The 24174-nt window shown below is 32.4% G+C and carries 18 protein-coding genes; 15 read left to right on the plus strand and 3 right to left on the minus strand.

Annotated features, from left to right (window positions below; translation table 11 throughout):
- The first annotated feature begins 9 nt into the window (after positions 1 to 9).
- Entirely contained in the window at positions 10 to 135 is a 126-nt protein-coding gene (locus KQI85_RS16780; protein WP_256448173.1) for a hypothetical protein, read from the plus strand.
- Entirely contained in the window at positions 86 to 1876 is a 1791-nt protein-coding gene (locus KQI85_RS00485; protein WP_216574078.1) for an aminopeptidase P family protein, read from the plus strand. Before KQI85_RS16780 ends, KQI85_RS00485 begins: the two co-directional genes overlap by 50 nt.
- Before the next feature lie 699 nt (positions 1877 to 2575).
- Here the strand turns inward: KQI85_RS00485 and KQI85_RS00490 are convergent.
- Positions 2576 to 3238 carry a sce7726 family protein gene (locus KQI85_RS00490; protein WP_216574079.1) on the minus strand — a complete coding sequence of 221 codons (663 nt, stop codon included), beginning with the start codon at positions 3236 to 3238 and terminating at the stop codon, positions 2576 to 2578.
- 361 nt (positions 3239 to 3599) lie between these two features.
- Here KQI85_RS00490 and KQI85_RS00495 point away from each other — a divergent pair, with 361 nt between their 5' ends.
- The 12 genes from KQI85_RS00495 to KQI85_RS00550 all read left to right on the plus strand — a co-directional run bounded on the left by KQI85_RS00495 (position 3600) and on the right by KQI85_RS00550 (position 19748).
- Positions 3600 to 4724, plus strand: a complete 1125-nt coding sequence (locus tag KQI85_RS00495; protein ID WP_216574080.1) for an RNA-guided endonuclease TnpB family protein — start codon at positions 3600 to 3602, stop codon at positions 4722 to 4724.
- A 244-nt stretch (positions 4725 to 4968) separates the two neighbouring features.
- Positions 4969 to 6330 carry a glycoside hydrolase family 28 protein gene (locus KQI85_RS00500; protein WP_371820498.1) on the plus strand — a complete coding sequence of 454 codons (1362 nt, stop codon included), beginning with the start codon at positions 4969 to 4971 and terminating at the stop codon, positions 6328 to 6330.
- 76 nt (positions 6331 to 6406) lie between these two features.
- On the plus strand, positions 6407 to 7930 hold the full coding sequence (locus KQI85_RS00505; RefSeq protein WP_216574082.1) for a glycoside hydrolase family 25 protein: 1524 nt from the start codon (positions 6407 to 6409) through the stop codon (positions 7928 to 7930).
- A gap of 22 nt (positions 7931 to 7952) precedes the next feature.
- Complete coding sequence (locus KQI85_RS00510) at positions 7953 to 8726, plus strand: type III pantothenate kinase (protein WP_216574083.1); 774 nt, start codon at positions 7953 to 7955, stop codon at positions 8724 to 8726.
- Positions 8727 to 8746: 20 nt separating this feature from the next.
- Positions 8747 to 10282: a hypothetical protein gene (locus KQI85_RS00515; protein ID WP_216574084.1), complete on the plus strand. Its 1536-nt coding sequence runs from the start codon at positions 8747 to 8749 to the stop codon at positions 10280 to 10282.
- A gap of 86 nt (positions 10283 to 10368) precedes the next feature.
- Positions 10369 to 11517: a U32 family peptidase gene (locus KQI85_RS00520; RefSeq protein WP_253293690.1), complete on the plus strand. Its 1149-nt coding sequence runs from the start codon at positions 10369 to 10371 to the stop codon at positions 11515 to 11517.
- 128 nt (positions 11518 to 11645) lie between these two features.
- A complete protein-coding gene (locus tag KQI85_RS00525; protein ID WP_216574085.1) occupies positions 11646 to 13463 on the plus strand; it encodes an ATP-binding domain-containing protein in 1818 nt (605 codons plus the stop codon).
- Positions 13464 to 13536: 73 nt separating this feature from the next.
- Positions 13537 to 14265, plus strand: coding sequence for a response regulator transcription factor (locus KQI85_RS00530; RefSeq protein ID WP_305854813.1), 729 nt, complete (start codon positions 13537 to 13539; stop codon positions 14263 to 14265).
- Positions 14258 to 15451, plus strand: a complete 1194-nt coding sequence (locus KQI85_RS00535; RefSeq protein ID WP_216574086.1) for a sensor histidine kinase — start codon at positions 14258 to 14260, stop codon at positions 15449 to 15451. The genes KQI85_RS00530 and KQI85_RS00535 overlap by 8 nt, the downstream gene beginning before the upstream one ends.
- A gap of 152 nt (positions 15452 to 15603) precedes the next feature.
- Positions 15604 to 16512, plus strand: a complete 909-nt coding sequence (locus tag KQI85_RS00540; RefSeq protein ID WP_216574087.1) for an alpha/beta hydrolase — start codon at positions 15604 to 15606, stop codon at positions 16510 to 16512.
- A gap of 258 nt (positions 16513 to 16770) precedes the next feature.
- Positions 16771 to 17469, plus strand: a complete 699-nt coding sequence (locus KQI85_RS00545; protein WP_216574088.1) for an ABC transporter ATP-binding protein — start codon at positions 16771 to 16773, stop codon at positions 17467 to 17469.
- Between the two features lie 14 nt (positions 17470 to 17483).
- Positions 17484 to 19748, plus strand: a complete 2265-nt coding sequence (locus KQI85_RS00550) for an ABC transporter permease (RefSeq protein ID WP_216574089.1) — start codon at positions 17484 to 17486, stop codon at positions 19746 to 19748.
- Positions 19749 to 19923: 175 nt separating this feature from the next.
- Here KQI85_RS00550 and KQI85_RS00555 read toward each other — a convergent pair whose 3' ends face one another.
- Both KQI85_RS00555 and KQI85_RS00560 read right to left on the minus strand, forming a co-directional pair.
- Positions 19924 to 21123 carry a metallophosphoesterase gene (locus KQI85_RS00555; RefSeq protein WP_216574090.1) on the minus strand — a complete coding sequence of 400 codons (1200 nt, stop codon included), beginning with the start codon at positions 21121 to 21123 and terminating at the stop codon, positions 19924 to 19926.
- A 19-nt stretch (positions 21124 to 21142) separates the two neighbouring features.
- Positions 21143 to 22477 carry a glycoside hydrolase family 27 protein gene (locus tag KQI85_RS00560; protein WP_216574091.1) on the minus strand — a complete coding sequence of 445 codons (1335 nt, stop codon included), beginning with the start codon at positions 22475 to 22477 and terminating at the stop codon, positions 21143 to 21145.
- Between the two features lie 288 nt (positions 22478 to 22765).
- Here KQI85_RS00560 and aroA point away from each other — a divergent pair, with 288 nt between their 5' ends.
- Positions 22766 to 24070, plus strand: a complete 1305-nt coding sequence (aroA, locus tag KQI85_RS00565) for a 3-phosphoshikimate 1-carboxyvinyltransferase (RefSeq protein WP_216574092.1) — start codon at positions 22766 to 22768, stop codon at positions 24068 to 24070.
- Positions 24071 to 24174 lie beyond the last annotated feature (104 nt).

Raw genomic sequence — 24174 nt, forward strand, 5'->3', positions numbered from 1 at the left:
GACTAGTGAGTGTATACAATATCATTATATAATGTAAGCGATGATATTGATGTACTCAAATTAAAAATAAAAGGAGAACAAAGAGATGATAAAGGAAAGATTACATTCATTAAGAGAATTAATGAAGAAAAATAATGTTGATGCTTACCTCATTCTTACAGATGATTTTCATGGTTCTGAATATGTAGGCGATTATTTTAAATGTAGAGAATATATTTCAGGTTTTACAGGCTCAGCCGGAACACTTGTAGTATTGAAGAATGAAGCTGGCCTTTTTACTGATGGAAGATATTTTCTTCAGGCAGAAGAACAGTTAAAAGATACAACAATAACACTTTATAAGATGGGTGAAGAAGGTGTACCTACAGTTTCAGAATTCATTGAAGAGAAGTTAAATGATGGAGAGACACTTGGTTTTGATGGAAGAACAGTTGGTTATGAATTCGCAAAATCACTTGAAGAGAAGCTTGCAGCTAAGAATGTATCTATCAAATACGAACTTGATCTTGTAGATGAAGTATGGACTGACAGACCAGAATTAAGCAAAGAACCTGTTATGTTTCTTGGAGTAGAATATGCAGGTAAGTCAAGAGAAGATAAGATTGCTGATATAAGAAAAGCAATGGAAGAGAAAAAAGCTGATTATTTTGTATTAACAACACTTGATGATATCGCATGGGCACTTAATATAAGAGGTAATGATGTATGTTGTAATCCTGTATTATTATCGTATGCAGTATTTAAGCAGGATGAGATTCTTCTATTTGCAGCAGAGGAAGACTTTACAGCAGAGCAGGTGAAAGAACTTGAAACTGATGGAATCAGAATATATCCATACAATGATGTATATGAATATATTAAGAAGATACCAGAAGAAAAGTCTGTACTTGTTAATGGTAAGAAGACTAATTATGCAATTATGATGAATATTGCTGATGGAGTAGAAGTTATTAACGAAGAGAATGTTACATTCCTTCCAAAAGCAATCAAGAATGCGACAGAAGTTGAGAATGAGAGAATTGCTCATGTAAAAGATGGTGTTGCAATGGTCAAATTCATCCACTATCTTAAGACAAGAGTTGGTAAAGAGAAGATTACTGAATTAAGTGCAGCAGAAGAACTTGAAAAGTTCAGAGGTGAGCAGGAACATTACATGGGACCAAGTTTTGAACCTATTATCGGATTCGCAGAACATGGTGCTATTGTACATTATTCAGCAACTGAAGATTCAGATGTTACACTTGAACCAAGAAGCCTTGTATTATGTGATACAGGTGGACAGTATCTTGAAGGTACAACTGATATTACAAGAACAGTTGCACTTGGACCTGTTGATGATGATATGAAGAGACATTTTACAGCAGTATTAAGAGGTAATCTTAATCTTGGAGCATGTAAGTTCTTATATGGATGTCGTGGAATTAATTTTGATTATGTAGCAAGAAAACCATTATGGGATATGGGACTTGATTATAATCATGGAACAGGACATGGTGTCGGATACTTCCTTAATGTACATGAAGGTCCTAATGGATTTAGATGGAGAATTGTTCCAGAGAGAAATGATAGTGCAGTATTTGAAGAAGGCATGATTACATCTAATGAACCAGGTCTTTATATTACTAATAAATATGGTATCAGATGCGAGAACCTTATGGTATGTGTAAAAGATGAGAAGACAGACTATGGTCAGTTTATGAGATTTGATACACTTACTATGGTGCCATTCGATCTTGATGCAATTGCACCTGAATATATGAATGATTATGAGAAGAAGTTACTTAATGATTATCATAAAAAAGTATATGAGACAATATCACCATATCTTGATGATGAACTAAAAGAATGGTTAAAGAATGCAACAAGAGAGATCTAATGACCATATCTTAATAATACATTATGAAGATTACCACAGATATATAAGCCAATATACTATCTAACATATAATAGCACACTTGCGTTTAAGCAGTGTGCTATTATTATATATAATTGTATTTATGCGAAACTCATACATAGGTTATCTAAGATTGCCAAAGTATAGATAGCATCAACAAAAACACGCTCCCGCTAAGTGTCCATCGTAACGGTACTAAGTTTGTTGAAAGTCTTTGCCTTCCAACGCACTAAGTGCCGACGATTACCACATTGTTTTCTTTTGATGCTATTTATACTTTGGCAATCCAATTTTCATTTCGATGAGTTTCGCAGCTACATTTTCGTATAATATATACATTTACATATATATTCATGTGAAATGAACAAAAATCTACAATTTTATAAAGTTATAATATTTATAATGCAATAATAGTACTTGCATAATTTGTATATCGCAAGCCAATAATCCATTTAAAAATCTCTGAAAAACGTACATTAACAACGCCCGGATTAATATGTATCAAAAGAAAACAATGTGGTAATCGTCGGCACTTAGTGAGCTATACATCTTAGATGTATGGCGAACTTAGTACCGTTACGATGTACACTTAGCGCAAGCGTGTTTTTGTTGATACATATTAATCCGGGCGTTGCCTATAGACTGCCTTGTGAGATTTTTAAATGCATATTTAAGCGAAACTTAATCTTTATCAGTTTCTTCGTAGATGGAATAATCCCGGTTGATAAGTATGTTGCATAATTCTTTTTTTAATATGTCTTTAGTGAGATTGTCTTCTAAGAGCTTGACAAGTTTTACTTTGCTGCGCTTTGATACTCCACCAAGTTTATACTTTTTGACAAAAGGTATAAGTTCATGTCTCCATAGAAGACGAAGCTGATTGTGAAGACGGTATCGCTTCTTGCTATCTGTGGCTTCTCTTATAATGTGAATCTGTAATGATTCATTATAAGAATCTAAGTTATCAGAGTTAGAAGAAGCTGCCTGGCTTTCGATATGTATTATGCCCCAATGTGGTGGAATGATATCGGAGACTTTATCAAGTAGTTTACTTCCACATACGACATACATATAGTCACAGAATCGTTCATAATCATTAATCTGCCTTGGAAGTCTGTCAAGATTATCGCAGTCGCTTTTTAGTTCAAAACCATATATCATATCATCTTTTACAAATATAGCATCAGCACGAGTCTTGCCAATACAGAGTTCTTCAAAAAAACGACATGGAACACTATCTGATTCGAAATGTTCGAATAGTACAGGACGCATATCCGAGTCTTTCATAGACCATTTATTTGTTTTTTTATTATTAGTATTATGTATAATATTATTGTTATTCATATATAAAATCCTCGTATTCATAAGTAATGGATAATTGTAAAATCTATATTATCGGTAAATGCTTGACAACTTATAGCTTCTTTAATTCAAAATATAATTTACAGGTAGCTGTTAATATGTAAAATGAATGCTTATTAAGTGAATAATTTATTAAGCAATGCTGTCATATAACAGATTATAGAATTAATGTAATTGTAAGTCAAATGAATGATAGAAATAGAGAATAAATTTACTTTGAACAAAAAATCAGGTACACAATCCCCTTCCTCTACGAAGTAGGGATGGGTTAGTACCGTTATATTGACAATATTGTTATGTTGTGATATAAAACAGTACATACAGTCACAAGGGAGGAAGTCTGATGGCTAATAAAGCAATTATTTATGCTATATATCCAAACAACAAACAGAATGAACAATGCCAAAAGACTTTTGGCTGTTGCAGGTTTGTGTATAATCAGATGCTTACAGTTCAGCAGAACAGGCATAAATCGGGTGAGAAACATTTATCCAAAATGTCAGCCAATACATACTGTAACCAACATTTAAAGACAGATTATCCATTTCTTAAAGAAGTGGATAAATTTGCATTAACGAATGCTGTTTATCATTTGTCTGGCGGATATGACAGGTTTTTCAAACATCTTGGCAAGTTTCCAAAATACAAAAATAAACATAAAGCCAGGAAATCTTATACAACCAATTTTACAAACGGAAACATTGATATTGGAAATAACTACATTAAATTACCTAAACTAGGCAAAGTAAAAGCCAAAATACATCGTGTTCCGGATGATAACTGGAAGATAAAGTCAGCTACAGTGACTCAGAACAGAGATAATACATATCAGGTATCAGTTCTGTTTGAGTACGATAAAATTGTTTATGACGTTCCTGTAACAGATACAGTTGCTATTGGATTGGATTATAAGTCAGATGGCTTATATGTGGATAGCAACGGTAAAACCGCTGATATGCCTCATTATTATCGCAAATCAGCTGAGAAACTTGCCAAGTCACAGCGTAAACTGAAACATATGATTATCGGCAGCAACAACTATAATAAACAGCAAAAACGAATTGCCAAAATTCACAGACATATAGCAAACCAAAGAAAAGATTTCCTGCATAAAGAGTCTACTGCGATAGCCAAACAGTACTCATGCGTATGTGTGGAAGATCTTAATATGAAGGCTATGTCAAATAAAGGTTTTGGCAATGGTAAGGCTACTTTGGATAACGGATACGGTATGTTTTTAAATATGCTTTGCTATAAATTACAAGACAGAGGCGGCTATTTTATAAAAGTAGATAAGTTCTTTCCGTCAAGCCAGTTATGCCACTGCTGTGGGTTTAAGAATTCCAAGCTTAAAGATTTATCCATAAGGCGTTGGGATTGTCCTGCCTGTGGTACAAAAAATATAGACAGGGATATTAATGCCGCACAAAACATAAAATACGAAGGACTAAGACTTTTGTCAGCTTAAATAATAAAATATAGTAGGTGAGGAACTCGCCAAACTAATACGCTTGTGGAGATTTTGGGAAAACTGCCAAATAGGTGTGATAATAACCGAGGTCGGATTACAAAGGATTTTTGTATGATGCTACATATGTGGCAGGAAGCAAGAAGCTCCGACTTCTACAAGTCGGAGTAGTTCACAAACTTTTACATTCAATAAGTATTGTGTTAAAATATACAAGACTAAAATTAAGGAGATGATTTCTAAAGTGAGTTTTAATAGCAATTTTAACGTTGAATTACCAGTTTTTAAAGATAATGAGATTAATATAGCGTCTGTTGGAGCTATAAGTGGTGGAATTGTATCTAATACTAAGATTATTAATGATGCGATAGATATGCTTTTTAAGAAAGGCGGCGGTAGAGTTATTATTCCTTCTGGAATATATCTTACAGGGCCAATTAAGCTTTTGTCGGGAATTAATCTGCATATAGAAAAAGGTGCAGTTTTACTTTTTTCAAAAAATAAAGAAGAATATCCACTTATAAGAGCAGACTATGAAGGTCAGCCAAGGATAAGAACTGTATCACCAATAAGTGCTTATGATGCAGAGAATATAGCGATAACAGGTGGCGGAGTTGTTGATGGCGGTGGACACAGATGGAGACCTGTTAAGGAGTTTAAAGTAACTAAAAGACAGTGGGAGAGACTTCTTAAGGAGAATGATAGTGTTATCGAATCTAAGGAAGGTGGAATATGGTTGCCAACTAAGAGTGCTTATGATGGATATAAGGCTGGTGAACCTGATATTAATGATGATGATGCATTAGAAAAAGCAGCACCTTATTATGATTATTACAGACCTGTACTTGTGAACTTTGTAAGATGTAATAAAGTTCTTATAGATGAAGTTACTCTTATGAATTCGCCGGCATGGAATGTACATCCACTTTTTTGTACCAATGTTACAATAAGTAATGCTAAGATAAAAAATCCGGAATATGCACAAAATGGTGATGGATTGGATCTTGAATCATGCAGATATGTACATATACATGATGTGACTTTTGATGTAGGTGATGATGCGATATGTATGAAGTCAGGTAAGAATGCAATTGCAAGAAAAGTACCTGTACCAACTGAAGATGTATATATACATGACTGTACTGTATTTAAAGGACATGGTGGGTTCGTTGTAGGAAGTGAGATGTCACGAGGTATAAGAAATGTTATGTGTGAGAATCTTACTTTTGTTGGAACTGATACAGGTATAAGATTCAAAAGTGCAATAGGTCGTGGCGGAAAAGTTGAGAATATTACACTTAAGGATATTAATATGACAGATATAACAGGAGAAGCTGTTATATTCACAATGGGTTATGTGCTTAATACTATGGATAAAGATGATGAAGAAGAACTTAGTAAGATAGCACCTGAAGATATTCCTGAATTCTGTGATATAACAATTAAGAATGTAAAGTGTACCAGTGCAAAGACTTCAGTTAAGATAGAAGGACTTAAAGTTATGCCAATACATGACATAACTATTGAAGATTCAGATATTGTAGCAGATAATTCTTATGAATTTAAGTATGCTGAGAATATTAATGTAATTAACAGTCGTATATAATCGAAGTTCTACATAGGATATATGCAGGATGACATAAGATTAATGACAGCAGATGTATAAATATGGAGATGAAAAAATGGAAGACAATAAGACAAGAAAGAAACTTATAGTAGCAATAGCAGTGATATGTGTAGTTATAGTGATGGCGATAGTAACGATAGTTATGCTTGCAAGTCAGAATAAGAGAGTTAATAAAGATGTATCAGAAGATATATCACAAGAAGAGACAGAAGATGGACAAAATGGTCTGATAAGTGACATTGTTAATAGCAAGATTGCACCACTTGATGATGAAGAAGATCCATTACAGATTAGCGAGAGTGAGAATATAATAGATAATAATACTATTAATCAGGGCAATAATTCTAAAGTTACTTCTTATGGTATTGATGTGTCAAAATATCAAGGTGTAATTGACTGGAAAAGTGTTGCAAAAGATAATGTAAAGTTTGCAATGATAAGAGTAGGTTATAGAACCGGTAAGACTGGTGAATTAAGAGAAGATCCATACGCAGAATATAATCTCTATCAGGCACAGAAAGCAGGTGTTCAGATAGGTATATATTTCTTCTCAACTGCAATCAATGAAGAAGAAGCATTAGAAGAAGCTAGCTGGGTTACAGAATTTATTAAAGATTATCCTATAACATATCCTGTTGTATATAACTGTGAAGGATTTAATGAAGCAGGGAATAGAATGAATGGGCTTAGTATTGAACAGAGGACTACTAATGCAAAAGTGTTCCTTGAAGCTGTAAGAAAAGCTGGATATAATCCAATGTTCTATGCTTCAAAGAATGAACTTATCAATAATACATGTTGGAATACAGATGATCTGTCATCTAAGTATGATATATGGATCTCACAGTATATATCAACTAAGTATTCAGATTCAATAAAACCTGATTATACAGGTATATATAGTATGTGGCAGTATACTTCAACAGGACGTGTTGATGGTATAGAGGGTGATGTTGATATGAATGTAGCATATTTTGGTTATACAGATGTAGCAAAATCAAAGTCCGGTAAATCACCAAAAGCTGTTGAAGCAGATCCGGAGATTGGTATTACATTTGAAGATGTTAATGAACAGGTAACAGCCAAACAGCTTACGAATCTTAGAATATATCCAATGCAGTCAGAGTCATCATCAGTAATAGTTGCACTTAAGAATGGTGAATATGTCACAAGAACAGGTATTGGTGATAATGGCTGGTCAAGGATTGAATATAATGGTCAGACAGTATATGGATATTCAGATTATCTTATAACTAAAGAACAGGATGAAGCTGATAAAAAAGAGCAAAATAGCACAACAGAAGAACAGACAAAAGAGACTGCAACTGTTACAGAAACAGTAGATAATGTTAATATATATAAATATGAAAAAGTAAATGAGACAGTTACAGCTAAGATAGAGACTAATCTTAGAGATTTTCCAAGTACAGATAGTGATTCTAATGTAATTGCAGTGCTTAAGAATGGAGAGACAGTTACAAGAATTGGAATAGGTACTAATAATGGCTGGTCTAAAGTTGAATATAATGGAACAGTTTTGTATGCTGTGACAAGTTATCTTACAACTGTGTCAGAGTAATAATAGAAGGGATGAGGACATTATGATAATAGCACTTGATATGGGGAATACCAACATTGTTGTTGGATGTATTGATGATGAAAAGATATATTTTACAGAGAGAATATCAACAGATCTTAAGAAAACAGAACTTGAATATGCAATAGCAATTAAGACAGTTCTCGAATTGTATAATATTGATATAAGTGATATTCATGGAGCGATACTATCATCAGTAGTTCCTCCGCTTGATAATATTATCAAAGAAGCAGTATATAAGGTCGTTAATGTAAAACCTGTTGTAGTAGGTCCGGGACTTAAGAATGGACTTAATCTTCTTATGGATAATCCAAAACAGGTCGGAAGTGATCTTGTAGTAGATGCAGTTGCAACTATAAAATGTTATGGATATCCGGCTATAATAATAGATATGGGAACAGCTACAACAATATCTGTTGTTGATAAAAATGGCAATTATATAGGTGGTGCAATACTTCCTGGAATAAGAGTATCTTTAGAGTCACTTACACAAGGTACAGCAAAGCTTCCTAAGATAAGTCTTGAAGCACCTAAGCATGCAATTGGCAAGAATACTATTGATTGTATGAAGAGTGGCATAATATATGGTAATGCTGCATGTATAGATGGAATGATAGACAGAATAGAAGAAGAACTTGGATATAGTGCAACGATTGTTGCAACAGGAGGATTCTCTAAAGTTGTAGTTCCTTATTGTAAACATAAGATAATTCTTGATGACGAACTTCTGTTAAAAGGTCTTAAGTTCATATATGATAAGAATAGAGAGAATAGATAGACAGCCGGTGGTGCAGTTGTATGAATGAGATATATGAATTACTGCCAGAATCAATGCTTAATTGCGTTGTGAATGGAAGAGAGCTAAGAGTAGTAAGAATATCAGACAGTGAATTAACAATAAGAATGACAAAAGAACATTCAGATAGTATTATTAAGTATAGTGGAGACAATACGTCTCCACTATTTGTGATAATTAACATATATGATTATTATGCAGGAAGATATGATTCAATAATAGTAAAAAAAACATCATATAAGAGTATATGTCATAGAAAATATTATGATGAAGTTACTTTGGAATATCTAGATGAAGATAATATTATTGATACAAAATTAACTGCTGCTGTTAATCATTACTGGCGATATATAATGCTTAAGAGTGAAGATTATGATAATACTTTTTCAAAATATATGTGTAATTATCCGGAAGATAAAGATTATGAATATCCAGAAGATTTTGTAAGTCAGAGAGAGAAGATATGTGCAGGATATGATTTTAATAAAGTGTTTAACAATATTGAATCAGAAATAGATAAGAAAAAATATGCTATAAAAATTAGTAACTATCTATTATACGATAGCTTTCTTACAATGAATATAAAAGATTATATTGTTAAGTATTTTAAAGATGCAGGTGTGAGCTTAACAAAAGACAATTATAACAAGATTAATGGAGTATATATAGGAAATAGTTTTTGCCCTAATCTTTTTCCGGATGATGATATGCTTATTAAGATGATTAATAAAGCACATGATAATAATCTTGACATTACAGTAGAATGTTCATATATGCGTCAGGATGATATAGACAGATATATTAAGTTATTTGATAAGCTTATTACATGGTGTAATGAGAATTCTGTATATATAAGGATTGTTGTCAATGATTATGGTATGTTATATATGCTTAATGATGACAGATATAGAGAATATTTTATAATATCTCTTGGAGTTCTTATTAACAAATATAGAAAAGATCCAAGGATGAAGTATAAAAATAGGCTGACTGATAAAGATATGTATAATGTTAAGAATGCGATGTCTAATGAAGATTATCTTAATCTTATGAGAGAATATAAAGTAAGTGAGTGTGAATATGAGAGTAATCCAATAAGATATGACATGCCACTTAAGATGGCACTTACGATTCCATTTTACCAGACGAATACATCAGGCAACTGCCCATTATATGCTAAGCTTGTTAATGGAGAACGTGGACGACAAAAAGCAGTTATTAATTGTGGAAGATTATGTGAGAAAAAAGTTTTTTTATATCCATTACATCTTAATATGGTAGGAAGATATAATTCGATTTTTGCATTTAATGAGAATGTTATAGATGATGTAGAATATTATAGATATTATAATTTTTATAAAGATTATGATAGTGATAAGAATTGTATTACTAAGGATTGTATTGCTAAGAATTGTATTACTAATGATTATATTACTAAAGATTATATTACCAAAGAGTGTTCTGGCATTAATATGAGTGAAGATAAAAGAGAAGCTGATAGTAATAGAATTAGTAGGATTGTATTTGATTTTTTGTAAAAGATATATGTGAAATGATATGTTGATTGTGGATGTTAGTGACTTAGGTGTTGGAAACTAAATATTATAGATGGTGGTGAATAAGAATGATGAAGATAACAGCAGGTCTTGGAAGCATTGAGGATTATCCGTTGTATGTGCAGGCAGGAGCAGATGAAGTGTTTGCAGGATATGTGCCTTATTCATGGAACTTAAGATATGGTAATGTATATCCGCTTAACAGAAGAGAAGTTTTGTATTATAATGTCTCGATAGGGACTAAGGAAGATATAGCAATATTATATGAGATGTATAAAGAGCTTAATGTTCCGGTAACTTTTGCATTTAATGCATTATATTATACACAGGAACAGTATAAGATTATAGATGGATATATAAGCGATATAAGGAATATCGGGTTTGATGATTTTATAATAGCAGATATTGGGCTTATAGCATATATGTATGAGAAAGACAGGCAGTTGTATGATAGAATCAATGTACATCTTAGTGGCGAATGTATGGAGTATAATACTAAAGCCTTAGAATTAGTAAGTAAATATAATATAAGACGGTATATATTCCATAGAAAGAATACATTTAGTCAGATGAGAGAATGTATTGATTATGTTAAAAAATATAATAAAAATGCAGAGTTTGAAGCTTTTTTAATGAATGAAAAATGTCATTATAATGGCTCTTACTGTAATAGTCTTCATTGTGATGAACTCGCACATCTGTGTATGATACCTTATGAGACAGGCAATTATGATAATAGCAATTCTATATCTGCAGGCAGAAAAGCTAAAGAGTATATATCGTGTATAGATGAAGATAGCACAAAGCCAGAGGCAGCAGAAAGTGATGATAGAGAAGCTGGTTATATAGAAGATGAAGATGTGTCAAAAGATATAGATATGTTAGAAGATGTAGATATGTCAAAAGATGTAGATATATTAGAAGATGTAGATATGTCAGAAGATGAGTATGTTCCCGGAATGTCCGGATGTGGATTATGTGCAGCGAAGACACTTGATGAGATAGGTATAACTAATCTAAAGGTTGTTGGGAGAGGAGCACATGTAGAATGTATGCTAAAAGACATAGAGACAGTAAGAAAAACTCTCGATATATTAGATAGCATGTCGCTAGATGGCGATGAATATAATGAAGGTGACAACACAATATATAGACAGAGAATAATAGACGAGCTATTTGATGGAAGATGCAGCGGGAATTGCTATTATATAACGTGATACATGCCATTCCTTCCTAGAAGATAAGTTGTAATTGTAAAAAATTCAAAAATGGAGTTGATAAAATTTAAGTTTTGCAATTGCAGGATAGAATATTAATATTAGATGAACAGGAGTAGTGACAATATATGACAGAAGAAAAGTATTTTGAATTAATAACTGATAGTCTTAATAAATCATTAACAGATATGGATGATATGATAATTAAGTGGCAAAGGAAGATAACAAAACAGAAGGAATTTATGTGGGATAACAGTTCGGATATGGATGAAGAAGAACTGCTTGCTAATAAGGAAGATATAGAGCAGGATATGTTACTTCTTGAGTTTTATAATAAGAATAGAAATATCCTTTGCAAGACTCTTAAAAATCCTTATTTTGGAAAGATAAATTTTATATATGATGAAGATAAAAGCGAACTTCCTGTATATATAGGATTATCAGGATACAGAAGCGATGATGAAAGTCTGCCATGGATATATGATTGGAGAGCACCTATTAGTTCGATGTATTATGAATATGAAAAAGGAAAGGCTTCATACAATGCACCGGATGGAGAATTCACAGGTGAGATTACTGAGAAAAAACAGTTTAAGATAAAAGATGGCGAGATGTTGTATTATATGGATACAGATCTTAAGATTGATGATGATGTTCTTGTTAAAGAACTTAGTAATAACTCAGCTACCAAGATGAGACAGGTTGCAGCTACAATTCAAAAAGAACAAAATGCTATTATTCGTAATAATAAAGCAAAGACACTTGTTATTAATGGATGTGCAGGAAGTGGTAAGACTGTTGTTGCACTTCATAGAGTAGCATGGCTTTTATATAATTACAGAAAGCATATGAGAGCTGATAATGTACTTATTTTGTCACCTAATGCACTTTTTTCGGACTATATATCAGAAGTACTTCCGGAATTATGCGAGGATAATGTTCCGGAAAAAGAATGGGATGATCTTATGGTTGATATGATATGTATAGAAGACGATTATGAGATTAAGAATGATCAGATTAACTATATACTTCATAGTAAAGAAGATGATAATAGAATAAAAAGAATCAGATATAAATCTTCAAAAGAGTATTTTGATGAGCTTAATACATATATTAAGAGACGTGACAGGAAGATAAAAGATGCAAGTGAAGTTGTAAGAACTTATATAGAATTTCTTGAATATATTGGAGGGATAAGACCTGGCATGGAGAGATATCTTAATGAAGATGGTCTTATATGTTATGAAGATGTATTAGCAGTATTCTATATTCAGGTATATTATTATGGATGTGGACAACTTGGTTCTGTGAGATATCTTGTAGTAGATGAGATGCAAGACTATAATATATTCCAATATGCTATTATTAATAAGATGTTCGTGTGTCCTAAGACATTCTTAGGTGATGAAAATCAGGTATATCTAAGACCGGTTGATAGATTATCAGATATAATAAGTACAATATTTGATGATGCAAGTTATATATCAATGAATAAGAGTTATAGATCAACATACGAGATAACACAGTTTGTTCAGGGAATAACAAAACTTGATAATATAGAACCATTTGAAAGACATGGCAAAAAGCCTGAGATAGTAAGATATACAGATAGCTGTGACAAATTTACTAAGATGAGACAGTATATTAAAGAGATTAGTAAGAATGATTATAGAACCATAGCCATTCTGTGTGATGATGAATATTATGCAAGAGAAGTATATGAAGAACTTAAAAAAGATATGGATATATCACTTATACGAGAGAATACAACTGTACTTAAAGATGGCATAATAGTTATGTCAAAGCATGTATCAAAAGGTCTTGAATTTGACGCAGTAATTGTTAATTGCGATAATGACACAGAAGATGAGATATCAAAAAATGCTTTATATATATCATGTACACGAGCATTACATGAGCTATATCTTTTTGAACCACACAGATAGTATATTAACGTCTTATATGTGTATGAGATAATAGTATATTAGATGTTGATAATTAATAAGAAGATGTACTAGAATGTATAATAGAAAAAAGAGTGAGGCGATATGTATGGATCATGAGAAGATAATGATTGTAGATGATGACAATGAGATAAGGGAACTGCTTCATACGATGCTTGTTAATGAAGGATATGATGTGATTGAAGCAGACTGCGGAGAGAGAGCATTAGAACTTGTAGATGATAAAGTGGATCTTGTTGTTCTTGATATTATGATGCCGGGAATGTCTGGATTAAAAGTATGCAGTAAACTTAGAGAGAAATATAATATGCCTATACTGTTTTTAACAGCAAAAGGAATGGATTCAGATCTTACTATGGGATTTTCATGTGGTGGTGATGACTATGTTGTAAAACCATTTTCTTTTTCCGAACTTCTTGCAAGAATAAAGGGGCTTTTAAGAAGATATAAAGTATATAGCGGAAAGAAAAAACAGGCAGCTAATGAAGTATATGAATATAAGAACATAGTTATTAATGCACAATATAATGAAGTGAAAAAAGATGGTGAAGATGTTAATCTGTCAGAGATAGAATATCAGATACTAAAGCTGATGATTAAGTATCGTGGTAAAATATTTACAATGCAAAATTTGTATGAAAGCGTATGGAATGAACCATATCTTGCAAGCAGTGCAAATACAATAATGGCACATATAAGAAAACTCAGGGTGAAACTTGAAGATGATCCACAAAAACCACAGATAATAAAGACAGTTTGGGGGAAAGGTTATCGTGTTGAATAGGAGAAAAAATGTAGAGAAGAAGATAGCACTTCATAAGACAGTGCTTGGATTTTCACTTCTCTCACAGCTTCTTATAGCATTTGTATTCTCAATAGGAGTATATAAGGGAAGTACAATTCTTGGTGAGTATATAGTTAATTCAGTAGTATTTGAACAATATATGCCAGGATATGAGAAACAGATTAAATTTGATGACTTTATCAAAGACGACAAAAGTCCAAAAGGAAGATATGTCCTTGATATAACTGATGATATGGTTACAGTAATATCCTATGAAAAAGGAACAGGATATAATGCACTTATACAGACAGTAGCTATATTCATATCAGTTGTAGTCTTTATAATTATACTATTATCAATACTTAGAAAGACTGTAAGCGACATAAAAAAATTATCCTATGCAACTATGAAGCTTGCAGATGGTGATTTTGATTATGAAGTAAGACTTGACAGAAAAGATGAGATAGGGTGGTTGGCATCAGATATTAATGAGATGAGATTATCAATTATAGAGCGAATGGAAAAAGAGAGAAAAGCTGTAAAAGCGAATAGAGATCTTATAACAGAGTTATCACATGATCTTAGAACACCACTTACAAGGCAGATGTGTACTCTTGAACTTGCCATGAAAGGTCAATATAAGAGTGAAGAAGAGATACATGACTGTTTTGCAAGGCTTTATAATTCGTCAGAACAGATAAAGAGAATGTCAGATGAACTTTTCTCATATTTTCTTACTGAAAACAGTTTTGAAAAAGGAAAACTTAACTTTGAAGAGATAGACGGTAATACACTGTTTGCACAGATTATAAGTGAGAATGCAGATTATCTTGAAAGTGAAGGTTTTCATGTTAATCTTGATATTAATATATCAGATTCGTATAAAGTTAATGTTGACGTGGATTGTCTTGCAAGAATAGTTGACAATCTTATATCTAATATTAAGAAGTATGCAGATTCCGATGCGATGATTATAATAGCATGTAAGTTAAGAGAGAAGTATGTAGAAGTATCATTTGAGAATATGATAGGCAAGATAAGAAGTAATGAAGTAGATAGCAGTAATATTGGAATTCATTCCGCAAGACAGCTTGCTAAAGAGCTTAATGGTAATATAGAGATTATAAGAAAAGGAACACAATATAAAGCAATTTTAAAATTGCCATACTATGTAGAGATGCAATAAATAATGCCAGGGTCAAAAGGTCTAAACCCACGTGAGCTTGCTCATAGGTGGGTACAGGTTTAAGAATTTTTCAGAATTTCATGAGTCTTTTTTTCAGAAATAGATATTAACATATATCGTATATGAAAAAAACTTGTGAGGTAGTGAGTAAAATGATAAAAGAAATGTTTCTGGATTTGGCAATAGGAAAAGAGCCTTTTATAGTTAAGATGATTAACAAGGCCGGAAAAGAAAAAGTGACAAGTCCTGTTGAATTTCGTGAAAAAGAAAGAGACTGGCTGTTAAATCAAGAAACTAAGACAGTATCAGTACTTGCAGATGATGGGACTAGATTATATGGACATATGCTTAATAATCCATATGCTAAGAGAATTGTGATAATGTTTCATGGATGGAGAGGTACATGGGACAAAGATTGTGGAGCTATAGGAAAAGGTTTCTATGAACAGGATAGTTCAGTATTATTCATAGAACAAAGAGCACATGGTGAGAGCGGTGGAGAATATATTGGATTTGGAATGCTTGAGAGATATGACTGTAAGAGATGGGTTGAATATGTTAATGGGAATTATCCTGACATACCAATATATCTTGCAGGTGTATCAATGGGAGCTGCAACAGTGCTTATGGCATCAGAATTAGAACTTCCTATGGTAAAAGGTATAATTGCCGATTGCGGATATACATCAGCATACGAGATGGTAAGCAGATTCCCAAGAGTTATGATGCACATGAAAGCAACAAAGCTTGTACAGGCAGTGAATAAACTTTGCAAGAAAAAAGCAGGATATTGCTTTAATGACATTGACATAACAAAAGTAATGAAAAATTGTAAGATACCTGTATTTTTTGTTCATGGCAAAGATGATGCATTTGTTCCAATGGAGATGTCATGCAGAAATTATAAGGCATGTGGTGCAAAAAAGAAATTATTCCTTGTAAATGGTGCAGATCATCTTCAAAGTTATCTTGTATCACCTAAAAAATACATAGCAGAAGTTAAGAGCTTTTTTAATTGGAATGTTGCAAATGTAAATGCAAAAGATGCTATGCCAGCATAGTATATCAATTTCAAGTTATATATGCGAAACTCAGATGGAATATATAAGATTTTTACAGTTACATTTTCATACAATATAAAAATAAAACACCCTTGTTGAGAAAAATATATCAACAGAGGTGTTTATTTTTTTTGGCTAGAAGAGTATTATATAACTAAAGTTAGTTGTAACTATCAAAAATTAGTTAAAGACCAGAGTGTTGTTGGTTGGAAATATAAAGTTATGAACTAATTAAATATATGAAAGAGGGTATGAAATATGTTACTGGAAATTAATAATCTACATAAAAGCTATGGTAATGGTGTTAATCGTGTTGAAATATTAAAAGGCATAAGTTTTGATGTTAAAAAAGGTGAATTTGTAGTTCTGCTTGGACCATCTGGTTCAGGTAAGTCAACATTGCTCAATATTATTGGCGGAATTGACACACCTGATGAAGGATATATATCAATAGATGGACATAAGACAGGTGATATGAAAGATAAAGCACTCACAGCTTACAGAAGAGATCATCTTGGATACATATTCCAGATGTATAATCTGATTCCTAACCTGACAGTTAAAGAAAATATAGAAGTTGGAGCATATCTTAGTAAGAATCCATTAGAACTTGATGAACTTATAGATACACTTGGACTTACAGAGCATAAGAATAAACTTCCTAATCAATTATCAGGTGGACAGCAGCAAAGAACAGCTATAGGAAGAGCTATAATTAAGAATCCGGATGTCTTATTATGTGATGAACCAACAGGTGCACTTGACTATAATACATCAAAAGAGATTCTAAAACTTATTGAGGATGTTAATCAAAAATATGGTAATACAGTAATTATGGTAACCCATAATGATGCAATTAAGAATATGTCAGACAGAGTTATAAAGTTAAAAGATGGCAGTATTAGAAAGAATTATATTAATGATAATAAAATTTCGGCTGCAGAGCTTGAATGGTAGGGTGGTGAGAAAGTATGAAGAGTCCTTTGATTAAGAGAATACCAAGAGAGCTTAAGGGAGAGATTGGCAAATATCTGGTTATATTCATCTTTATGGCAGCGACAATAGGATTTATATCAGGTTTTCTTGTAGCAGATGATAGTATGATTACAGCATATAATGAAAGCTTTGAAAAATATAATATTGAAAATGGTAATTTTATACTTGAAGATAAAGCAACAGATGATTTTGTAAAGGCAGTTGAGGATGAAGGCGTTACTATATATGAGAATTATTATCAGGAATTTGATACTGATAATAATAGTGATGGCGAATATGAATCAACACTTAGAATATACAAAGTTAGAAAAGATGTTGATAAGATATGTCTTATGAAAGGGAATATGCCTGGTAATGATGATGAGATAGTAATTGATAGAATGTATGCTGATAATAACAAGTTGAAAGTAGGAGATATAATAAAAGTAAAAGACACAGAATATACAATATCAGGGCTTGTAGCATTCTCAGATTACAGTGCATTATTCTCAGATAATACAGATATGATGTTTGATGCAGTGAAATTCTCGGTTGCAGCAGTTACAGATGATGAATTTGATAGAATTACAACAGACAATATGAGATATAATTATTCATGGAAATATGATAAAGAACCAACAGATGATAAAGAAGAGAAGACAAGAGCAGAAGAACTTGTGAAAGTTATGGCTGCTAATGGAATCCTTAAAAGCTATATTCCAGGATATCAGAATCAGGCAATTAATTTTACAGGTGATGATATGGGAAGCGACAGATCAATGATGATAACTCTTCTCTATATTCTTATTGCAATTATGGCGTTCATATTTGCTGTTACAACAACTAATACAATAACAAAAGAATCATCAATAATTGGAACACTAAGAGCAACCGGATATACAAGAAGTGAACTTACAAGACATTATACAGTTCTTCCGGTTATAGTCACACTTGTAGCAGCATTAGTTGGTAATATTATGGGATATACATGGTTTAAGGATGTATGTGCCTCAATGTATTATGGAAGTTACAGTTTACCTACATATAAGACACTTTGGAATACAGATGCTTTTGTACTTACAACTGTAATACCGGTTATAATAATGATATTTATTAATGCTGTAATAGTAACACATAAGCTTAAGATATCACCACTCAAATTCCTAAGACATGATCTTAGCAGAAATAAAAATAAGAAAGCAACAAGATTACCAGATATAAAATTCATACGTCGTTTTAGAATAAGAATAATTCTTCAAAATATGTCTGGATACATTACGCTTCTGATAGGAATTATATTTGCTAATCTGTTACTTTTATTCGGATTGTTTATGAAACCACTTATTAATGAATATGGTGATGAGGTTATCGATAATATGATATGCAGATATCAATATGTTTTAAAAGCTCCTGTTGATACACAGATTGATGGAGCAGAAAGATATCTTATGACATCACTTAAGACAACTGTAGAAAAATCAAAAGCTGATGAAGTATCTGTATATGGCATACAAGATGATAGCGATTATCTTAATGCAGATTTTCCATCAGATGGAGTATATGCATCTGAAGGATATCTGGATAAGTATGAACTTAGTGTAGGCGATGTTATTACCTTAAAAGAAAAATACAGTGATAAAACGTATGATTTTAAGATAAAAGGAACTTATAAGTATCCGGCAGGGCTTGCAATATTTATGAATGATGACGAATATAGAAAAGTGTTCGATAAAGACAGTGAATATTATACCGGATATTTTTCGGATGAAGAACTGACTGATATTGATAGTAATTATATATATACTAAGATTACAGAAGACGATCTTACAAAGACAACAAGACAGTTAAAAGTATCAATGGGTGGAATGGTTGAACTTGTTGAGATATTTGCAATTATAATGTTTATAATTCTTGTATATCTGCTTACAAAGATTATAATTGAGAAGAATTCGCTTTCAATATCAATGGTTAAGATTCTTGGATATACTAATGGCGAGATAGGAAGATTATATGTTATGGCAACTACAATTGTTGTTATACTATGGATCTTAGTTAGTATTCCGGTATTAACTTTGATAATTAAAGAAATCTACAGATATATGATGGCTGATATGGGTGGCTGGATTATGCTTAAGATAAGACCAGATATCTATATTACAATGTTTATAATGAGTGTAGCTTCTTATGGAGTAATTGCTGCATTACAGATGAGAAAGATTAGTAAAATACCACTTGATGAAGCACTTAAGAATGTAGAATAAGAATAAAAACATATAAGAATAAAAACATATAAGAATAAAAACATATAAGAATAAAAACATATAAGAAAAAAATACAGGTTGGAAATATAAGTACAATGATGATGTATAATTCTTTATTAGACAAAGGAGAATCAAAATACATATCATATAATATACTGAATTTCCAACCTGTTTTTTAATTATTATTAAAATTCACATTAACAACTGTAATATCTGCAGTTGTTCCAACTCGCATATTAGGTCCCCACAGACCTACACCGGCAGTTACAACGGATGTCATATTGCCAACTGTTTTAAGACCACAGACGTTTTCACATACGATACCTGACACGACATTGCCTGGAAATAGCTGTCCATCATGTGTATGGCCACTAAGATCAAGATCGCAACCGGCATTTGCCAGTTCTTTGAGCTTCTTAGGCTGATGATCCATTACAATAACAGGTTTTGAATAATCAATACCTTCTAGAAGTTCATTAGCAGTAAGTCTCTTGTCAATATTAGCACTTCCCGGTTTTTCAATATCAAGTCTGCCGGCAAGATAAAAAGAATTATCTATTAGAATACATTCATCAAGAAGCATATGTATTCCGGTTTTTTTCATAAAATCTTCCATCTTCTCATCACGCAGATTATTATTATTAAAATCAACTGAGAATCCACCAAGAAGTCTCTCTTCGATGTCATGATTGCCATAACATCCATAAGTACCATATCTGCTATTCATAGAACCAAGAAGCTCACATAATCTGTCAGGATCATCAAGAGCATCATAGTCATTATCGAATATATCTCCGGCAAGAACTACTATATCAGCATTCTGAGCATTGACTTTACGAACCATATCTTCCATATCTTTAACACCTACGCTATATCCTAAGTGAAGGTCAGATATAAGGACAATCTTAAGAGAATCATTACCTACACATGGTTTATTGATATCAACAGTATAGTCAACAACTTTTAGTTTATGAGCATGTACAATTCCGTAGACACTTAGTGATACAATAAGAGCAAGTATAACACTTCCGGCAATAACAAAGCTTTTGTCGGAATGATATATATTATCTGGTACCATATTTAGCTTTCTTAGAACTATCTTTATAAAATCGCCAATAGCGATGAAGATTAGTGTATACATAAAAGTTCCAAGCCAATAATTGCTTATATGTTTGATTGCAAGCTGCAATCTGGATTTTGGCAGAATGAATGCAAATAGCAATGAAAAAGCCAATAATATATATATGCCCATATAACACCAGGCCCATATATTAGAATGAGTAAATGTTGTACATATTCTAAGCCATTTGCTTGTACGGAATAATATATATCCGTTAATAGCAAGATAGACAGGTACAAGTAATAAAAAAATCAAAATAATCAACTCCAAAAACTTATAGATTTATGCGTAAAACACTGGCACTATGTGGATTGAGAGTGGCAAATATACTGCCAGATGAATCAATATTACCAAGTGTTTTACTCTCCCAGCAATCAAACAGATTGAATGATTCAGAGAGTGTTATGCCTTCATCTCTAAGATATAAGGCAAGTTCATCAGGTGATACTGTTACAACCTGAATAGTATCAGACAGATTGAATAATGCAACGAAGAATGAAGCAGAATTATTGTCAAAAGTAATCCATGCACATTCATTATCATCTCTGAATATCTGACAGGCTCCATGGCATGAAGTGTTCATATACAGAATATGTTCGTTAGTAATAATATCTGTTTCTTCTTTGGTAAGTTCATTAAGTTCACCACCAAGTATAAGTGGAGAACGGAAGATACACCATAGAGACATAAGAAGTCTCTCTTCATCATAAGAGAAGTTAGATGTTCTTAAGGCATTGAATGCTTTGCCGATTTTACCTATAGGTATCATATCACAGTCAGGAAAACAACCTGCACTTACTTGTCTTTGCCATACATCACATCTTTCAAACATAGCTTTTAAAAGCTCCCAGTTATCCCAAAAGTCATCTGTTATTCGCCACATATTAGCATATTTACGCATGTGAGATGCATGTTCGATAAGAGCAGGACCCGGTGAAAGGCTAAGAACCATCGGTCTGCCACAATTCTTGATTGCATTATATATCATCTCAATCTCAGCTTTGCCGGAATATGGATCGTATGGATACATATTAGTGTTGCAGATGTCATCAACTTTTACAAGATCAACACCCCAGTCAGCGTATAGTCTGAATATTGAGTCATAATATTCCTGACCACCATATATATCACTTCTTACACCATACATATCAGGATTCCATCTGGATATTGAATATGGATTAGCAATCTTATCTGCAGTTGTATCAGTGCCTTTAATAGGCAGATGATTATGAGCAGCAATTCTTGGGATACCACGCATTATATGTATACCAAATTTAAGCCCCTTTTTGTGGATATAATCAGCAATATGTTTAAAGCCAGAATTATCTTTTGCAGATGGAAAACGGTTAACAGCCGGAAGCTGTCTGCCATATTCATCTATCTCAAAATGACTAAAAGGAATATACTGATAATGTTCTCTGTCAGTGCCGGCATTACAATCAGACCACTGGATATCTGCAACAATATATTCATATCCATATTGTAAGAGATTATCCGCCATATAGTCTGCATTGCGTTTAAGATCATCCTCTGTTACAGTTGTATCATAGTAATCATAACTGTTCCATCCCATAGGTGGGTTAATACATATATCATTCTTTGAATACATAGAAAAAGATCCCCCTCCTGTTTTTTAATGTAATTCGTAAAATACAATGATTATTATATCAGTATACTAATATTAATAGAAGAGAAAAATAAAAAAATTAAAAAAATAATTTACTTTATGGCGTTAAATCGATATACTAGTATATGAAAATATAAAATAAAGATGTTATAAATTACAAATAGCTTAATTGAAGATATGTGATATGATTGCTGATAAAATAAAAAATGAACAGGATAAATATTACAGATTAGAAAATATTAGAAAATAGAAAGAGGTAATAAGTGAGATATGATTAAGGATAAACAGATATTAATTAACAAAGTAAATGTAAGAGATAATGCAAAGTTTAGCGTTGAAGTCCCAGGATCAAAGAGTATTACTAACAGAGCCCTTTTAATAGCAGCTTTGGCAGACGGAAAGACAACAGTAAAAGGAGCTTTATTCAGTGACGATTCAAGACATTTTTTAAAGTGCCTTATTGAACTTGGATATGAAGTTGAGATTAATGAGGATATGCATCAAGTGAGTGTAAGAGGACTTTCCGGACAGATACCAAAGGATAAAGCAAAGATATATGTTGGAAGTGCAGGAACTGCAGCAAGATTTCTTACAGCAATGCTTAGTTTTAGTGGTGAATATTATATAGATGCATCAGAGCAGATGAAGAAGCGACCAATGGCACCACTTATAGAGTCACTTAGAGAACTTGGAGCAGATATATCTTATCATGAGAAAGAAGGACATTTTCCTTTCACTATAAAAGGTAATGGTCAAAAGACAGACAGGATAACTGTTAATATAGATAACAGTAGTCAGTTCTTAAGTGCACTTCTTATTGTATCTACTATGTTTGAGAGAGATATGGATATCGAGGTAATAGGAACTCATGGTATGGCATATATTGATATTACACTTAAGATGATGGAACAATTCGGAGTAAAAGTAGAGAAGAATGACAATATATATCATATTAAGGCAGGACAGACATATAGAGCATGCGAATATGATGTTGAACCGGACGTATCTGCAGCATGCTATTTTTATGCAATGTCGCCACTTCTGAATGTAAGAGCTTGTGTAAACGGTGTGAAGAAGAGTTCAATGCAGGGAGATATAAGATTTGTTGATATTCTTGAAAAAGCAGGATGCGTCATAAGTACTAATGAAAATGGTGATATAGAGGTTATGCCACCTGAACGTGGGAACTATGAATTTGGTATAGTTGATATGGGAAGCTGTTCAGATCAGACTATGACGCTTGCAGTACTTGCACCATTTGCAAAAAATATGACAAAAATTAAGGGAATTGGACATATAAGATTACAGGAGAGTGACAGAATAAAAGCGACGAAAACGGAACTTGTTAAGATGGGGATAAGATGTGAAGAAGAGAAAGACTCGCTTACAATATATCCGGGAGAAGTTACAGATTCTATTGTTGAGACTTATGAAGATCATAGAATAGCTATGTCTTTTGCACTTATAGGACTTAAAAAGGGCGGAATTACAATTGATAATCCATCATGTTGCAGAAAGACTTTTGAAGATTATTTTGAAAAACTTTATGAAGTGATTGATAAAATAAAAAAATAAAAAATAATAATTAGTCTATTTGAGAATACTGAAAAATTGACACAATTTTATAAAACTTGTTGAAAATAGTACTTTTGATTTATTTAGGTAAACTAAAAAGTATG

This window comes from Falcatimonas sp. MSJ-15, assembly GCF_018918265.1.
Taxonomy (GTDB): Bacteria; Bacillota; Clostridia; order Lachnospirales; family Lachnospiraceae; genus Falcatimonas.

What these genes read in the sequence shown, in the direction of transcription:
- KQI85_RS00485 (WP_216574078.1), top strand. Translation starts at nt 86, where the DNA reads ATGATAAAGGAAAGATTACATTCATTAAGAGAATTAATGAAGAAAAAT.
- KQI85_RS00490 (WP_216574079.1), bottom strand. Translation starts at nt 3,238, where the DNA reads ATGAATAACAATAATATTATACATAATACTAATAATAAAAAAACAAAT.
- KQI85_RS00495 (WP_216574080.1), top strand. Translation starts at nt 3,600, where the DNA reads ATGGCTAATAAAGCAATTATTTATGCTATATATCCAAACAACAAACAG.
- KQI85_RS00505 (WP_216574082.1), top strand. Translation starts at nt 6,407, where the DNA reads ATGGAAGACAATAAGACAAGAAAGAAACTTATAGTAGCAATAGCAGTG.
- KQI85_RS00510 (WP_216574083.1), top strand. Translation starts at nt 7,953, where the DNA reads ATGATAATAGCACTTGATATGGGGAATACCAACATTGTTGTTGGATGT.
- KQI85_RS00515 (WP_216574084.1), top strand. Translation starts at nt 8,747, where the DNA reads ATGAATGAGATATATGAATTACTGCCAGAATCAATGCTTAATTGCGTT.
- KQI85_RS00520 (WP_253293690.1), top strand. Translation starts at nt 10,369, where the DNA reads ATGATGAAGATAACAGCAGGTCTTGGAAGCATTGAGGATTATCCGTTG.
- KQI85_RS00525 (WP_216574085.1), top strand. Translation starts at nt 11,646, where the DNA reads ATGACAGAAGAAAAGTATTTTGAATTAATAACTGATAGTCTTAATAAA.
- KQI85_RS00530 (WP_305854813.1), top strand. Translation starts at nt 13,537, where the DNA reads ATGTATAATAGAAAAAAGAGTGAGGCGATATGTATGGATCATGAGAAG.
- KQI85_RS00540 (WP_216574087.1), top strand. Translation starts at nt 15,604, where the DNA reads ATGATAAAAGAAATGTTTCTGGATTTGGCAATAGGAAAAGAGCCTTTT.
- KQI85_RS00545 (WP_216574088.1), top strand. Translation starts at nt 16,771, where the DNA reads ATGTTACTGGAAATTAATAATCTACATAAAAGCTATGGTAATGGTGTT.
- KQI85_RS00550 (WP_216574089.1), top strand. Translation starts at nt 17,484, where the DNA reads ATGAAGAGTCCTTTGATTAAGAGAATACCAAGAGAGCTTAAGGGAGAG.
- KQI85_RS00560 (WP_216574091.1), bottom strand. Translation starts at nt 22,477, where the DNA reads ATGTATTCAAAGAATGATATATGTATTAACCCACCTATGGGATGGAAC.
- aroA (WP_216574092.1), top strand. Translation starts at nt 22,766, where the DNA reads ATGATTAAGGATAAACAGATATTAATTAACAAAGTAAATGTAAGAGAT.